General features: G+C 45.7%; 14 protein-coding genes, 1 riboswitch and 1 other annotated feature. Of the genes, 4 read left to right on the top strand and 10 right to left on the bottom strand.

Features of this window, described 5'->3' with window-relative positions; translation table 11 throughout:
- Positions 1-239 precede the first annotated feature (239 nt).
- The 6 genes from scfB to queA form a co-directional block, all read right to left on the bottom strand.
- Positions 240-1,601 (bottom strand): thioether cross-link-forming SCIFF peptide maturase, encoded by a 1,362-nt coding sequence (gene scfB, locus C1A02_RS08805; RefSeq protein WP_101697837.1) that lies wholly within the window; start codon positions 1,599-1,601, stop codon positions 240-242.
- 86 nt (positions 1,602-1,687) lie between these two features.
- Positions 1,688-1,837 carry a six-cysteine ranthipeptide SCIFF gene (scfA, locus tag C1A02_RS08800; protein WP_009063491.1) on the bottom strand — a complete coding sequence of 50 codons (150 nt, stop codon included), beginning with the start codon at positions 1,835-1,837 and terminating at the stop codon, positions 1,688-1,690.
- Positions 1,838-2,031: 194 nt separating this feature from the next.
- On the bottom strand, positions 2,032-2,460 hold the full coding sequence (locus C1A02_RS08795; protein ID WP_101697836.1) for a TIGR04086 family membrane protein: 429 nt from the start codon (positions 2,458-2,460) through the stop codon (positions 2,032-2,034).
- A gap of 83 nt (positions 2,461-2,543) precedes the next feature.
- A complete protein-coding gene (gene yajC / locus C1A02_RS08790; RefSeq protein WP_101697835.1) occupies positions 2,544-2,876 on the bottom strand; it encodes a preprotein translocase subunit YajC in 333 nt (110 codons plus the stop codon).
- Positions 2,877-2,942: 66 nt separating this feature from the next.
- Positions 2,943-4,073 carry a tRNA guanosine(34) transglycosylase Tgt gene (tgt, locus tag C1A02_RS08785; RefSeq protein WP_101697834.1) on the bottom strand — a complete coding sequence of 377 codons (1,131 nt, stop codon included), beginning with the start codon at positions 4,071-4,073 and terminating at the stop codon, positions 2,943-2,945.
- A 171-nt stretch (positions 4,074-4,244) separates the two neighbouring features.
- Positions 4,245-5,282 carry a tRNA preQ1(34) S-adenosylmethionine ribosyltransferase-isomerase QueA gene (gene queA / locus C1A02_RS08780; RefSeq protein WP_101697833.1) on the bottom strand — a complete coding sequence of 346 codons (1,038 nt, stop codon included), beginning with the start codon at positions 5,280-5,282 and terminating at the stop codon, positions 4,245-4,247.
- A gap of 102 nt (positions 5,283-5,384) precedes the next feature.
- Positions 5,385-5,559: riboswitch (Lysine riboswitch) on the top strand.
- A 117-nt stretch (positions 5,560-5,676) separates the two neighbouring features.
- Between queA and asd the strand changes: the two genes are divergently transcribed.
- The 4 genes from asd to C1A02_RS08755 are packed head-to-tail and all read left to right on the top strand — an operon-like array spanning position 5,677 to position 8,988.
- A complete protein-coding gene (gene asd, locus C1A02_RS08770; protein WP_101697831.1) occupies positions 5,677-6,756 on the top strand; it encodes an aspartate-semialdehyde dehydrogenase in 1,080 nt (359 codons plus the stop codon).
- Positions 6,757-6,814: 58 nt separating this feature from the next.
- Positions 6,815-7,702, top strand: a complete 888-nt coding sequence (gene dapA / locus C1A02_RS08765; RefSeq protein ID WP_101697830.1) for a 4-hydroxy-tetrahydrodipicolinate synthase — start codon at positions 6,815-6,817, stop codon at positions 7,700-7,702.
- A gap of 48 nt (positions 7,703-7,750) precedes the next feature.
- The gene (gene dapB, locus C1A02_RS08760) at positions 7,751-8,521 is read left to right on the top strand and encodes a 4-hydroxy-tetrahydrodipicolinate reductase (protein WP_101697829.1); all 771 of its coding nucleotides are present in this window, start codon (positions 7,751-7,753) and stop codon (positions 8,519-8,521) included.
- A complete protein-coding gene (locus C1A02_RS08755; RefSeq protein ID WP_101697828.1) occupies positions 8,521-8,988 on the top strand; it encodes an ACT domain-containing protein in 468 nt (155 codons plus the stop codon). The genes dapB and C1A02_RS08755 overlap by 1 nt, the downstream gene beginning before the upstream one ends.
- Positions 8,989-9,113: 125 nt before the next feature.
- On the opposite strand, the gene C1A02_RS08750 is transcribed toward C1A02_RS08755, so the two are convergent.
- From C1A02_RS08750 to argR, 4 genes are all read right to left on the bottom strand, one after another.
- On the bottom strand, positions 9,114-11,777 hold the full coding sequence (locus tag C1A02_RS08750; protein ID WP_101697827.1) for a YfhO family protein: 2,664 nt from the start codon (positions 11,775-11,777) through the stop codon (positions 9,114-9,116).
- A gap of 34 nt (positions 11,778-11,811) precedes the next feature.
- Positions 11,812-13,041, bottom strand: coding sequence for a tyrosine--tRNA ligase (tyrS, locus tag C1A02_RS08745; RefSeq protein WP_101697826.1), 1,230 nt, complete (start codon positions 13,039-13,041; stop codon positions 11,812-11,814).
- Between the two features lie 59 nt (positions 13,042-13,100).
- Positions 13,101-13,346, bottom strand: a binding site (T-box leader).
- A gap of 30 nt (positions 13,347-13,376) precedes the next feature.
- A complete protein-coding gene (gene recN, locus C1A02_RS08740; protein WP_101697825.1) occupies positions 13,377-15,065 on the bottom strand; it encodes a DNA repair protein RecN in 1,689 nt (562 codons plus the stop codon).
- Positions 15,066-15,071: 6 nt separating this feature from the next.
- A complete protein-coding gene (argR, locus tag C1A02_RS08735) occupies positions 15,072-15,527 on the bottom strand; it encodes an arginine repressor (RefSeq protein WP_101697824.1) in 456 nt (151 codons plus the stop codon).
- Position 15,528 lies beyond the last annotated feature (1 nt).

Below are 15,528 nucleotides of genomic sequence, written 5' to 3'. Positions count from 1 at the left end.
AATACAGGTGAAAAAGCCTTTTAGAAATATAATATACTATAATACTTTTTCGCCGCCAAAGCAAGGAAAAAACAGTCAAAATGTAAAATTTATACAGTATGCAGAAAAAACGCTGTTTGCGTTATGTAAACTAACAAAAATTATGTAAACCAACGCAAAATGCACAAGTGAATAAATATGCACACACTTGCATGCCCTCCGCAAGCGTGTGCATATTGTGTTTCTTCCTATGGGGAATGTTATGCGTCCGCTAAAGCTGCTTTCATCATAATTGCGCATTCCAGACGCTTTTTTTCTAAAGCGCAGGAAATAGCGTGGGGTTTTAAAATATCCCCTTCATACTGCCAGCTGTTGGCATTGCAGCCACCGCTGCAATAGAATTTGGCCCAGCAGTTTCGACAGTCTTGCTTGCTGTAAATATTATATTGAGCAAAATCTTCTTTGATAGTTCGATTAAAAGTGCCTTCCATAATATTGCCCATCTTCCATCGGTCGTCACCCACAAACTGATGACAGGGGAAAATGTCCCCTTCCGGGGTAACCGCAATGTATTCGTTTCCGCAGCCGCAGCCGCGCAGGCGCTTAATCGCGCAAGGCCCCTGATCTAAGTCTAGCATAAAGTGGAAGAAGTTAAAGCCTCTCCCCTCTTTTCTGCGCTGAATCAGAATGTTGGCCAGCCGCTCGTATTCCTCAAAGGCCTGGGGCAAATCCTTTTCTTTCAGGGAATAGTCCAAAAGTGGATCTGACACCACCGGTTCGATGGAAAGCTGATCAAAGCCCAGTTCGGCCATATGCAGAACATCCGTTGAGAAGTCAAGATTATGCGTGGTAAAGGTACCTCTCAAATAATAATCTTTATCCCCCCGGGTAGAAACCAATTTTTGATAATGGGGCACAATGCGGTCGTAGCTTCCGCCACCGTTGGTTCTTACCCGCAGCAGGTCGTTAATTTCTTTTCTTCCATCCAAAGAAAGCACCACATTAGACATTTCCCGGTTGATGTATTCTATCTTGTCGTCAGTCAGCAAAAGCCCATTGGTGGTAATGGTAAAACGAAAGTTTTTATTGTGCTGTTTTTCAATGCTGCGGGCATACTCCACCACTTGCTTGACCACGGTAAAATTCATCAGCGGTTCGCCGCCAAAGAAATCCAGTTCCAGATTGTGGCGGCCCTCTGACTGCTCAATCAAAAAATCAATGGCTCTTTTGCCTACTTCAAAAGGCATCAGCATCCGTCCGCGGCCAAAATCACCCTTGGCCGCAAAACAGTATTCGCAGCGCAGGTTACAGTCATGTGCCACATTCAGGCACATAGACTTTACCGGGGCATCTTTCAGCATTCCGCAGAATTGTTCGTATTCGTCCGAGGAATAGAGCAGGCCTGAATGGTATAGCTCCAAAAGCTCCTCATACGCTTCGTCAATCTCTGCTTCTCCAAAGCGGCCGGCCAAATCTTTTTTGATTTGTTCCGGCTGCTGTTCCGGGACACTGTTTTCTAAATAATCCAACATGAAATAAGGCAGTTCGTCAAACACATGCACCGCTCCGCTGTTGGTATCCAGAACAATGTAATACCCGTTCAGATAATATTTGTGTATCATTGCTTTTCTCCATCCACACAAAATTTAAGGGACAGAATTCTGTCCCTTAAATCATTCATTCATATCCTTCGCTGCTTGGTCAGAAATTACGCTCTCTGTGCATTTTCACATTTCTGATTTGCAACAGTGCAGGAGGTTTTGCAAGCAGACTGACAGGAAGCCTGGCACTCGCCGCAGCCGCCCTTGACAGCGCTCTCCTTCAAATTGGCTTTATTCAAAGTTTTAATCTGTTTCATTTTTAAACAATCCTCATTTCTGTATTTTTAAATTGTTATTATTACATCATAAGAAAGCGGCGAACCGTTTTCGCGGCAAAGCCGCTCCGGCGCAAAAGCGACGGTTATGATTCAATGCTCTTTCAGGCGTGCAAAGCTTGGCTTTCGCTGACACCGTGAGGTTATTATATCACATGATTTTGCAATTGAAAAGTCTATTTTCGTTTTGATTTTTTGTTTACCGACAAAATTCCGGCAATTGTGCCTGTCAGAACCATAATAAGCCCTTTCGTCAGCATATAGGCCGAAACACTTTCTTTGGTGACTGCAAGGCCAGCCAAAAACACAAGCAAAAACAACAGCAGCGAAGCACCGGCCCCATACACCATCCCCCGCTCTTTCGAAATTCGGGCGGCAATGTATCCGGCAAAAAACGCACTGACGGCTGCAATCAGTACAGTGATCGGCTGCAGCACACTTTGGGGTATCTGCTTTGCGGCCACCAAAATTAGGGACAAAATCAGAAGTAAAATCATGCAGATAGCCGCTCCGGCTACAGCGCCGAATACAACTGGGCGCAGCGTTGCCCAGACAGGATTTTGAGTGCGTTCTCTGGAACTTTTCGGTCTTTTTGGATTTTTCATAATAAAATACCCCTCCTGCGCTTTCTCTACATTCCATAGATATTCGCAGAAGGGGTAAAATATACTATTTTTGAACAAGTTGTTTATTGATCATCTGCATGAACTGTATTAATTTTACCCAGCGCCCAGCGTTTCACAATAATTTTTGTGCGGTCGATTCCGCTTTCCAGAACAAAGCTGTCGCTTTCTTCTTTAATTGCGACAATGCGGCCAACAATTCCGCCAATCGTAATAATTTCATCGCCAATCTGGACACTTTTACGCATCTCATCTTCCGCTTTTTTCTTTTTCTTTTGCGGACGAATAAAGAAGAAATACAGCGCACCGAACAACAATGCATAAATGGCCACGACGCCCCACATGGAACCGCCGGCTGCTGCAGTTGCCGAAGCTGCCAAAGGTAATAATTGATTCATAAAAAAACAGCACCTCCATATTATTATTTTGATTATATCAATAAAAAGGACATGATGCAAGCAAATTTATATTCTTTGTCCCAAAATTTGAGCATATTGGGAATAAAAGGAATCGAAAGTTCCGTCTTCCAAAGAGTAGCGAATTTTCTCCATCAGCGTATTGTAAAAATAGATGTTGTGCATTACTGCAAGACGCATGCCCAGCATCTCGCCGCTCTTAAACAAATGGTGCAGATAAGCGCGGCTGAAGTTTTTGCAAGTGTGGCAACCGCACTCCTCATCCAGCGGGGTATCATCCAGCGCGTATTTGGCATTTAACAGATTTCTTCTTCCCTGCCAGGTGAAAAGGTGGGCGTGGCGGGCATTTCGGGTGGGCATCACACAGTCAAAAAAGTCCACGCCGCGCCGCACTGCCTCCAGAATATTCACCGGCGTTCCCACTCCCATCAGATATCGGGGCTTGTCTGCGGGCATTTCAGGTTCCACCGCTTCAATCACCCGGTACATCTCATCTGCACTTTCCCCCACCGCAAGGCCGCCGATGGCATAGCCGGGCAAATCCAGTTCGCGAATTTGCTTCATATGCTCCAGGCGAAGATCCTCATAGGTGCTGCCCTGGTTAATTCCCCACAGCATCTGGTGTGGATTTATGGTGTCCGGCAAAGTGTTCAGCCGCTCCATTTCCGCCTTACAGCGGTATAGCCAGCGAGTGGTACGCTCACAGGAATGCCTGGCATAGGAATACTCGGCGGGATTTTCTACACATTCGTCAAAGGCCATGGCAATGGTAGAAGCCAAATTTGACTGGATACGCATGCTCTCTTCCGGGCCCATAAAGATTTTATGTCCGTCAATATGGGAGGAAAAAGTGACCCCCTCTTCCCGGATATTCCGCAGCTTTGCCAGCGAAAATACCTGAAATCCGCCGCTGTCAGTCAAGATAGGGCCGTCCCAGCGAGTAAACCGATGAACGCCTCCCAGTTTTTTGACGGTTTCATCCCCCGGGCGCAAATGCAGATGATAGGTGTTGCAAAGCTGAACCTGGCACTTGAGTTCTTTTAAATCCAGCGCAGAAACCGCACCTTTAATAGCGCCGGCGGTGGCCACATTCATGAAAGCAGGAGTCTGCACCGTGCCGTGTACTGTGTCAAAGGAAGCCCGGCGGGCTTTTCCCTGGGTTATTTGTATTGTTAGCATAAAGTTAATTTCCTTTTCCTTGTTCTCAAATAATTTCGATCGTTTTCCGTTCGTTTTGGGAGTTTAACCATTTACATTGACAGATATTTCTCTTTTGCCACACTGAGCCCAGCCAATTTAGCTTTGCTCAGAACGATTTTGCAAGGCGTTTATCCTTAATTATATCGCCATTTACAAAATCAGCATTGCATCCCCAAAACTGAAAAAACGGTATTTTTCCTGTACCGCAATCCGATACGCGTTCAGGACATTTTCCCGTCCGGCCAAAGCGGATATCAACATGATAAGCGTACTTTCCGGCAAATGGAAATTGGTAATCAGGCCGTCCAACACCTGAAATGAAAAGCCGGGATAAATAAAGATATCCGTAAACCCGCCGCTTTCTTTGATACAGCCTTCCTTTTTCGCAACGGATTCGAGTGTGCGGCAGCTTGTGGTTCCCACCGCAATGACTCGTCCCCCGTTTTTCTTGGTGGTATTGATTAAATCCGCCGTTTCCTGGGGCAGCCAGTAATGCTCTGCATGCATTTTATGATCCGTAATTTTTTCGGCACTGACCGGCCGAAACGTGCCCAGCCCCACATGCAATGTCACATAGCCAATTGAAATTCCCTTTTCCCGAACCTGTTTTAGCAGTTCTTTTGTAAAATGCAGCCCTGCGGTGGGCGCTGCCGCAGAACCAACCTCTTTGGAATAAACGGTCTGATAACGCTCTTTGTCTTCCAGCTTATGAGTGATATAAGGCGGAAGCGGCATCTGTCCGATTTGATCCAATACGGCATAGAAATTCCCCTGGTAAGAAAATTGCACCAACCGGTTTCCTTCTTCTACTATCTCCAATACTTCGGCAGTCATAAGCCCGTCCCCGAAAGAAAAACGTGCACCTGGTTTTGCGCGTTTTCCCGGGCCGGCTAACACTTCCCAAATATCGTTTCCCTTGGGTGATAACAGCAAAAATTCCACCCGGGCTCCGGTTTCTTCTTTCACCCCATAAATACGAGCGGGAAGCACCCGGGAGTCATTCAGAATCAAACAGTCCCCCGGCTTTAGATATTCCAAAACATCATGAAAATGCCGGTGGCTAACTGCGCCGCTGTTTTTATCCAAAATCAAAAGCCGGGAAGCATCACGCGGCTCAACGGGTGTTTGCGCAATTAACTCCTCGGGCAGGTCGTAGTAAAAATCTTTTGTGTTTAGGCTTGTTTCCATTCTTAATAAATCTCCTGAAAAAATTTCTTGATTTCTCTATTTTCCATTATAAATAAATTGACAACGGATGGCAACCCGTGATATGATAGATTCAGATAAAAATAAGAAGATAGAGGCGCGTCTTTCAATAGTAACGGGATGAAGGTTGCCAAAACCGATGAGAGCCTGCGAAAGGGGAAGTCGCCGAAGGAAATGCTTGGCAGGCATTTGCCTGGTCATAGCTGCGAACAGCAGTATGACTGTCATCATGAATTTATGATGGAGGGCTATCAGATATTATGCAGAACAATCATTTCTGTATCTGGAATGCTTTTTATTATATTGGATTGATGACCGGTTTTCAACCGGTTTTTTTGTTTCTTATTTCATTTTCTTACATTAGGAGGAACATCCCATGAAACAGTATAAGGTTGGTATTATTGGAGCAACAGGAATGGTGGGACAGCGGTTTGCGACTTTGCTGGAAAATCATCCGTGGTTCCAGGTAACCGCTTTGGCCGCCAGTGCCCGGTCTGCCGGAAAAACGTACCGTGAGGCAGTGGGAAAACGGTGGCTGATGTCTTCTCCGATTCCTGAGAAGATGGCGGATCTGACTGTGTATGATGCTGCTGCAGATATTGAAAAGATTGCCTCTTTGGTCGATTTTGTATTCTGCGCTGTCGATATGAAAAAAGAAGAAATTAAAGCATTGGAAGAGGCTTACGCCAAAGCGGAATGCCCTGTGGTTTCGAACAACAGCGCTCATCGGGGAACCCCTGATGTTCCTATGGTGGTGCCCGAGATCAATCCGGAGCATACAGAGATCATCAAAGCTCAGAGAAACCGTTTGGGAACAAAGCGCGGCTTTATTGCGGTAAAGTCTAATTGCTCTTTGCAAAGCTATGTTCCTGCACTGCATCCTTTGAAGGAATTTGGTTTGACTAAGGTTTTGGCCTGTACCTATCAGGCAATTTCAGGAGCAGGCAAAAATTTTGAGACCTGGCCTGAAATGATGGATAACGTAATCCCTTATATTGGTGGAGAAGAAGAAAAATCTGAGCAGGAGCCCATGAAGATGTGGGGACATATTGAAGGCGATTGCATTGTTAATGCCACCTCCCCTTCTATTACGGCTCAGTGCCTGCGTGTCCCTGTTTCTGACGGCCACATGGCGGCGGTATTTGCTTCTTTTGAGAAAAAACCCACCATGGAAGAGATTATCTCGATTTGGAAGAATTTTTCCGGCGAAGCACAGCGGCTTCAGCTGCCCAGTGCACCAAAACAGTTCTTGCACTATTTTGAAGAAAACGATCGTCCCCAGACAAAGCTGGATCGGGATATGGAAGGCGGCATGGCTGTTTCGATTGGCCGTTTGCGCCCCGACACCCAATATGACATTAAATTTGTGTGCCTTTCCCACAATACCTTGCGCGGAGCCGCCGGCGGCGCTGTTCTGTTGGGTGAGCTTCTGTGCGCACAAGGATACATGGATTAATTGAATTTTCAACTTATTTTTCTTTATTATTTATTTTAATTAATTGGAGGCTGTTAACATGAAAAAGGCACCTTTTCTTGGCTCTGGTGTTGCCATTGTTACTCCTATGAATACAGACGGTTCCGTTAACTTTGACATGCTGGGGCAATTGATTGAATTCCAGCTGGAAAACGGTACAGATGCAATCGTTGCCTGCGGAACCACCGGTGAATCTGCTACGTTAAGTCATGAAGAGCATTGTCAGGTTCTGGAATATGTAATCAAAAAGGTAAATCATCGGGTTCCCGTTATTGCCGGAACCGGAAGCAACGACACCGCTTATGCAGTGGAACTGGCCATTGAGGCCAAGCGCTATGGCGCAGATGCTCAGCTGAGCGTTACCCCCTATTATAACAAATCTTCTCAGGCGGGGCTCATCCGCCACTTTACTCATATTGCAGATCAGACCGACCTGCCCATGATTCTGTACAATGTACCTTCTCGCACCGGCTGCAATATTCTGCCCGCCACTTATTTAGAGCTTTCGAAGCATCCGAACATTGTGGCAACCAAAGAAGCCAACGGCGACATTTCTTCTGTGGCGCAGACTGCGGCTTTGTGCGGTGACAACCTGCACATCTATTCCGGCAACGATGACCAGACTTTGCCGATGCTGTCTTTGGGCGGAAAAGGAATTATTTCGGTTATGGCAAACATTTGCCCTAATGTGATGCACGAAATCTGCAAGACTTTCTTTGAGGGAAAAATGGAAGAGAGCCGTGCTTTGTCCCTTAAATATTTGGATTTGATGAACACTTTATTTGTGGATGTCAATCCGATTCCGGTGAAAGAAGCCGTTTGTTTGCTGGGGTATGAAAGCGGCAAGTGCCGCATGCCTTTGATAGACATGAATGAAACCAATCGGGAAAAGTTGATTTCCGTCATGAAAAAGCACGGATTAATCTAAAAATAGGGTTGATGGACTGATAGTAAAAAGTAAGGATGGAATGGTGAAATGACAAGATTTATCATAAGCGGATGCAATGGAAAAATGGGAAATCAAATCTCTGCGGGTGTAAAGGCTCGTCCCGAGTGCATTACAGTGGCGGGGATTGATGCTTTTGCCGGTGAAGAAAAAGAATATCCTGTTTTCTCTTCACCTTCTGAAATTAGCTGCGAGGCGGATGTGCTGATTGACTTTTCTAATCCATCGCTCCTTTCCCCTTTGCTGGAATGGGGTCTTTCCCGCAAAATGCCCATGGTCATCTGCACCACGGGATATTCCAAAGATCAGGTTACGCAAATTAAAAAAGCAGCAGAGAGCATTCCGATTTTTTACTCCGGCAACATGTCTTTGGGGGTAAACCTGCTCATCGAGCTTTCAAAAAAGGCGACATCGATTCTTTGGGGTCAATTTGACGTGGAAATTATTGAAAAACATCATAATCAAAAGGTGGATGCCCCCAGCGGAACAGCGCTGATGATAGCGGATGCGATCTCTTCTGTGGTGGAAGACGACCCCCACTATGTTTATGATAGGCATTCCCAGCGCAAAAAGAGGGGGAAAACTGAAATCGGGATGCATTCCGTCCGGGGTGGTACCATTGTTGGGGAACATGAAGTGGTATTTGCCGGGCCTGACGAAATCATCAGCATTTCTCATTCTGCTCAGTCCAAAGAGATTTTTGCCACAGGTTCGATCAATGCCGCTTTGTTCTTATTAGATAAGCCCGCAGGCCTTTATAATATGGGCGATCTGTTGGCGGATCATAAGGAGGAATCATAATGCCAGGCGCAATCGTTACTTCGTCTAGTGAGATTACTTTAATCACTTTACAGAATTGTTCGGCCAACGTTTCTTTTTTATCTGAAATTTTTGAGAAGATTGCAAATTTGGACGTAAATGTGGATATGATTTCTCTGGCACCCACACAAGGCGCTTTCACCTCCCTATCCTTTACCATTGAAGATGAGGATTTGGGAAGAATGCTGGAGTTTACCTCTGAATTACAAGCGCGCCATGAAATCAAAATGATTGTCAGCAGTGGAAACTGCAAAATAACAGTCAGCGATCCGCGCATGAAGCATACCCCGGGCATTGCCGCAGTTGTGTTTGCCGCAGCGGCCAGAGTTTCCACTGATGTGCGGATTATCACCACATCAGAAGATGAAGTATCTCTGCTGGTTACCTTTGCAGATTTTAATGAAACTCTGTCTGCCATTGAACAGGCGATGAAAGAACCGGAAGAATAAATAGTACAGTGAATCGAAATCACTGAATGTTTTTGAAATGACAAACACCTGAAGCTTCTTTTTAAAAGAAAGCTTCAGGTGTTTTCTTTTTTATCTCAAATGTCTGATGATGTTTCTGGCCTTTTCTAACCGATGGCAAACACGATGATTGGGAATAAATAAATCCCCAAGAAAACGGCCAGGAAAAGAATTCGGTATACCCAGAAAGCGGGCAATTCCAATGGTTTGATCCAATGGTATTGGTTCTTCTTCATCAACAGCCAAAAGCCAACTAAAACCATAAGTCCAAAAGCAGACAGAAGAATTCCCATTTTTAGTCCCTGGGGAACAAAAGTCAACTGAATTTGATTCTCCCCTTCGTTTAAGGGAATTGCCATCAAATCACCAAACACTCGATAAAGCGCAGTGTCTTTTCCATTGATCTGAACCGAATATCCTTTTTGGTAAGGCAGCGGCAACATTAAATATGAATCACTTTCGGATGATTGCACCGTTCCGGAAATGGTATTTCCCTGTTGAACCAAGTGCAATTTCGTGGCCTGTTCCGCGGCAGTTTGCAGCTTTTCCAGATCCAGCCCGAAAACCCCAAAAGATTTGGCATGCAAATCACGCTGAACCAACAGGCGAATATCCACTGCTTCATCCGTAAAGGTTCCCAGATTAATCAATCCATTTTCATGTTGAGTGGGATATTGGAATTCAATGGTGCGATCATTTACCGACACATGCAAGCTGTTATAAACATGCTCCGTCAAAGAATTGCTGATTTGGTCAAAACAATCCAAATATAACGTTTGGGTTCCTTCCACCAAAATATGATATTCCAGTTCGCCGTCTTTTTCCGGATTTTGCCGAACCAGCTCTGTTTGTCCCCCGTCATAAAAATAATAAAGATTGGTTGCAGAAGAGGTTTCGTATTCTTCTACCAAAGATTCCGTGGTTCCAAACAGTTTAGAAAACACATATTGCTGAATCCCCATCCGAGAAACATCCGGAAGAGTTTCCAACTCTGCAATATTTTCGGATTGTATCACGGTTCCAAAAGACAAAAGTTCAGGATTTTTTAAAAGTGCATACCGGTTGTTTTGATACACTATATTTTTTTTGCCCTCGGCCTCATAATCCCGAACAATAGTATACCGATTCCCCAAAAGCGCGTCGGAAAGTTCGGTTCCCCCATGTGAGCTGACTTCCATCCAATAAGAGGAATATCCCAGCCTTTTCATCGTGAACATATAATCTTCATCTGTCAATGAAGTGTAATGATTCAAAGTTGGGTAATTTAAGCCCCCCAACAGGTTCACATCAAAGTACTTGTGATTGTTTTTGACCCGGTACAGATCGGTATCCTCTATCTTCTCTCTCAAATCAAAAACAGGGCGATAAAATGTTTCGGGATTTGCTGCCGAACCGATAAAAACACTGCCGGAAAACAAAGACTCACAACAAACGATAAGAAGAAGAAAGATGGAAAAAAACTTCTTTGTCAGGTATTGATAGCGGTACAGATAAAGCAAAAGATAATAGCTTAACCCAGCTAATATGGCAAACAGTGCAAAATAGAATGTGGAAGTCTGATCTGCCCATAAGGTGCGGGTGTATATGGTCATGTCTCGATATCGGTAATAAAGAAGTAAAACAGCAACCACTGCCATGGCAAAAAGCAAAAAGAGGCCGATTCCGATTCCCGGCCAATCTTGACGACAGAAGCGGCTGTTTTCCCCATTTAAATCTGAAATTGCTTTTGCTAAGAACAATAGTCCGATAAAAGCAGTCATATAACCATAGCGAGCCGGGAACGCTTGATAGCTTCCCGTATGCCACATTTTGTTGATTGGTTCGATGAAGATCGGAAGCACCAGCAAAAACCAGAGAATCACTGCTCCACGCATTTGTGGCTGATGCCACAGTTCTCTTTTTTTCAAAAAGAAAAGAGAAGAAAAAACTCCTGCACTGCAAAGAAGAATGGGAAGCGTGGTATAAAAACTGGTGAACAGGCTGCCGGTAGAAAGGCTTTCAAACAGTCCCACTGTGCGGGCAGAAGATAAATATTGAAATAAAGCCGGTAGCCATACTGCCCCGGTGATTAGTAACGTACACAAAGTTGAGAGCCCCAGAAGCAAAATAGACTGTTTGCGATCGCTTTGCGAAGTTTGTGTCAAACGAATGAAAATTCCGAAGGCCAGTATCAGAAAGACGACCACCATATAGGTCAAATAAAAATTCAGCACCATAATAGCAGCAAGGCTCAAGGTAAAACAAAGAACTTTGCGTTCTCGTATCAGTAAATCCAGTCCAATGAGCAAAATCGGGAACATTCCCATCACATCCAGCCAGACCATGTTCTGATAATACAGCATGGTATAGCCGCCGAAAGCGTACATCATAGAAAGTGCCGAAAGCTGCAATGTGCCGAGGCTGGAAAACTGCCGGCGGAAGAAAAGTGCCGCCGTATAGGAACAGAAAGCCATTTTCAGAAGCACCAGAATATTTGCAAACAGATACATTTCTTCTGGTGGGACAAATGCAATCAGAAAAGTAAACGGGCTGGAAACAAAAAAGAAGAAAACACCCAAAAAACTCATTCCACCCGCATTCTGGGTGTTCAGAAGAAAATCGGCGTTTCCTTTTAAAATATTTTGAAAGTCCAGCAAAAAAGGAATGACCTGCTGTTTCATATCACACCAGGCCAAAGTTTGCTGTGCAAAAGGGTACAACTGAAAGAGGAAGAACAACAAAAGCGTCAGGCCGGCTGTCATGACCGGTGCGGGCCAGCATCGTCTTTTCATCGCACTTCCTCCTTTCGATTGCTTTTTTTCGGTGTTATTTCTGAAGGATGATCTTATGGAACACCTTTTTGCCCTTTTTAATAATGACAAAACCCTTTTCAAAATCTGCTGCCGTTAAAGCATGAGTAATGGACTCTACCTTTTGATCGTCCACTGACACACCGCCTTGTTCCACCAACCGGCGTCCTTCGCCCTTGGAAGGAATCAGGCTTGCTTTGAGCATTAAATCTAAAATACCAATGGAACCATCAGTCAAATCAGATGCAGAAATCTCTGTGCTGGGCATGTTGTCGCTGTTTTTTCCGCCGCCAAACAAAGCGCGGGCAGCTTCTTGGGCTTTCATGGCCTCTTCCTCACCGTGAATCAGCTTGGTTACCTCAAATGCCAAAACCTCTTTGGCCTGGTTCAGTCCGCTTCCGGTGAAAGCTTCGTATTCCGCAATTTTAGAAAGCGGCAGGAAGGTCAGAATCTTCATGCAGCGGATCACATCGGCATCATCCACATTGCGCCAGTACTGATAAAACTCGAAGGGAGAGGTTTTTTCCGGATCCAGCCAGACAGCACCTTTTTCTGTCTTGCCCATCTTCTTTCCTTCGCTGGTGGTCAGAAGAGTAAAGGTGATGCCATATACCTCTTTTGCTTTGGTGCGGCGAACCAATTCCACGCCGCCGATAATATTGCTCCACTGGTCGTCACCGCCCATCTGCAATACGCAGTTGTGGCGCTCGTTGAGTTCCAGGAAGTCATAGCTTTGCATAATCATATAGTTCAGCTCAAAAAAGGACAACCCTTTTTCCAGACGCTGTTTATAGCATTCCGCAGCCAGCATGCGATTAACCGAAAAATGTACGCCTACCTTGCGCAAGAATTCTACATAATTTAAATCCAGCAGCCAATCTTTGTTGTTGGCCATAATGGCTTTTCCCTCGGAAAAATCAATCAGCCGGGACATCTGCTTTTGGAAACATGCGATATTATGATCGATATCCTCTTTTGTCAGCATTTTGCGCATGTCGCTTTTGCCAGAGGGATCGCCGATCATTCCTGTGCCGCCGCCAAACAAAGCAATCGGCGTATGCCCCGCTTTTTGCATGTGGGCCATCACCATAATCTGCACAAAATGACCTACATGCAGACTGTCTGCGGTCGGATCGAATCCAATGTAAAAGGTAATCTTGTCCTCATTTAAAAGTTTCTTTACCTTTTCCTCATTGGTAATTTGGGCAACCATGCCCCTTGCTTCCAATTCATCAAATACTCCCATTTTTATTTCCTCCAATCCAGTGTTAGGGGGAATAAAAAAGCCCCCTGCTTCAATATCCTGCAGAGGGCGGAAATTCCGCGGTACCACCTCAGTTTACCGCAGCCTCACGGCGGCGGCCTTATGGGTAAAAAATTTACCCGGCGCGGTAACGAGCGCAACCCGGCCGAGCCTAATTCGGCAGATGCCGATTTTTCAGCCCGGCGGCTCCGGAACGTATTTCCAGAAAACTTCCGCCCCCGCTTACACCAACCGCGGTTTCTCTTTGCCGGTCGTTCTTCTGTACTTCTTTCCTTCTTCGCCATTGCTTTGCATTATATCCAAAGATTTTATCTTTGTCAACCCCCGAAATCAGAAGGGGTTTCCTCTGCCAGCTTCAACATTTCTCTGGCGTTTTCCAGCATCAGGCTGGTTACGGGCAGTCCACCCATAATCCGGGCCAACTCTTTTGCTCTTCCTTCGGAATCCAATGGGGTAATTTCCGTAAAGGTTCGATTTTTCTGCTGATGCTTTTGAATCAGCAAATGATTTTGAGCCAAAGCGGCAATCTGGGCCAAATGGGTGACGCAAATCACCTGACTGCCCTTTGCGGCCTGACGCAGCTTTAGCCCCACCTTTTGAGCCGCACTGCCACTGATTCCCGTATCGACCTCGTCGAAAATTAAAGTATCTACTTCATCTTTCCCCGCCAGAACGGTTTTAATCGCCAGCATAATGCGAGAAAGTTCTCCGCCCGAAGCAATTTTTGCCAAAGGCTTTGCCGGTTCCCCCGGGTTGGTGGAAAGCAAAAACTGAATTTTATCGCAGCCGGAATGATTCAGGGGGCAGCGCTCTTGCTCCACCTGAAATTCTACGCCGGGCATATTTAAAAAACCAAGCTCTTGCTTTACGTTCTCCATAAATCCTGTGCTGGTCTTTTTTCGCTGAGCAGAAAGAAGCTTTGCCAGCCGGATTGCTTCGGCTTTGGCATCTTCATAGGCCTCGTTCAGCTGTTCCAAGCGCTCTTCAGAAAGCTCAATGTTTTCCAGTTCCTCACGGCAACTTTCCAGATACTTCAGCATATCCTCAGTGGTTTGGCCATATTTTAGGCTCAAACGGTAAATGCTGTCCAGCCGGGTCTCAATTTCTTCCAGTTCCACAGGGTCATAATCTAATAAATCGGCAGATTGACTTAGTTCTTCACTGCAATCCTGCAAATCATACTCGATGCTTTGAAAACGTTCCGTCAGCTGCCCCAAAGAAGGCAAATAACGCTGTGCCTCTGCCAATGCTGCGCTGATTTCTCCCAAAGCAGACAACACACCGCCGTCCTCTTCGCCGTCCAGCAAAGCGCGCACTCGTTGAAACTGCCCAGCCAATTTTTCGCTGTTGCGGTACAGGGTGCGTTTTTCTGTCAATTGCTCCTGCTCGCCAAGGCGCAGTTCTGCCTCTTCCAGCTCCTGAATCTGATATTTCAGCAGATCAATCCGTCGTGCTTTTTGTTCCTCATCCAAATCAAAATCCCGCAGTTCGTCCCGAATCCGGCACATCTTTCGATATGCTTCCTGATACTGGATTACTAAAGGAGAAAGCTCGCCCATGCGATCTATGTACCGAATGTGCAAATCCGGGGATAGCAGCTGATAACTTTCATGCTGGCCATGAACATTGACTAGAAAAGGACTGATTTCTTTGAGCACAGAAACGGTAGCCGGCCGCCCATTAATGCGGCAGGCATTTCTTCCGGTCAGATTAATTTCCCGCTGAATCAGCACATTGCCCTCTTCGTCCGCAGTGTAACCAAGATCGCGAAGCTTTTCCATGGCTTGTTGCCCGGGGTTTGAAAATACCGCGCTGACAAAAGCGGAAGAAGCGCCGGTTCGGATCAGTTCGCGAGAGGTTCTCTCCCCCAAAATGGCACCGATAGAATCGATTAAAATGGACTTTCCCGCGCCGGTTTCACCGGTCAGCACGTTAAAGCCGGAATTAAAATCCAGCCCGCACTTTTCAATGATCGCTACATTTTCAATATACAGCTGAGAAAGCATTGTATATCACCTGCCAACAATCAGTTTTCTCAAATCCTCTGCCAACAGGGATGCAATTTCCGGAGTTTTGCAAAGAATTAGAAAAGTATCATCGCCCGAAATGGTGCCCACCACTTTTTCCCAGCGCAGGCTATCCATGGCTGCGCAAACGGCGTTGGCCATTCCAGTTAGGCATTTAACAACCACGATATTCATGGCGCAGTCCACTTCTATTGCCGAATCTGCAAAAAGGGAATAGAATTTTCCTGAAATATCCCTGGCTGGTTCCTGGCTGTTTGCATAACGGTATTTCCCGTCAGCGGACAGGATTTTCACAAGGCGAAGCTCTTTGATGTCCCTTGATACGGTGGCCTGGGTCACGTCAAAGCCGGCTTCTTTTAAGCGCCGCAGCAATTCTTCCTGCGTATCAATCTGGTGGTCGCCGATCAATTCCAGAATTTTGGTATGCCGTCTTGTCTTCATG

Origin of the sequence: Clostridium minihomine (genome assembly GCF_900240385.1) — a bacterium.
In the GTDB taxonomy this organism is placed as follows: Bacteria; Bacillota; Clostridia; order Oscillospirales; family Acutalibacteraceae; genus Faecalispora; species Faecalispora minihomine.
Note: the sequence above shows the minus strand (reverse complement) of the source record. Positions and strands in the feature narration are given on the sequence as shown.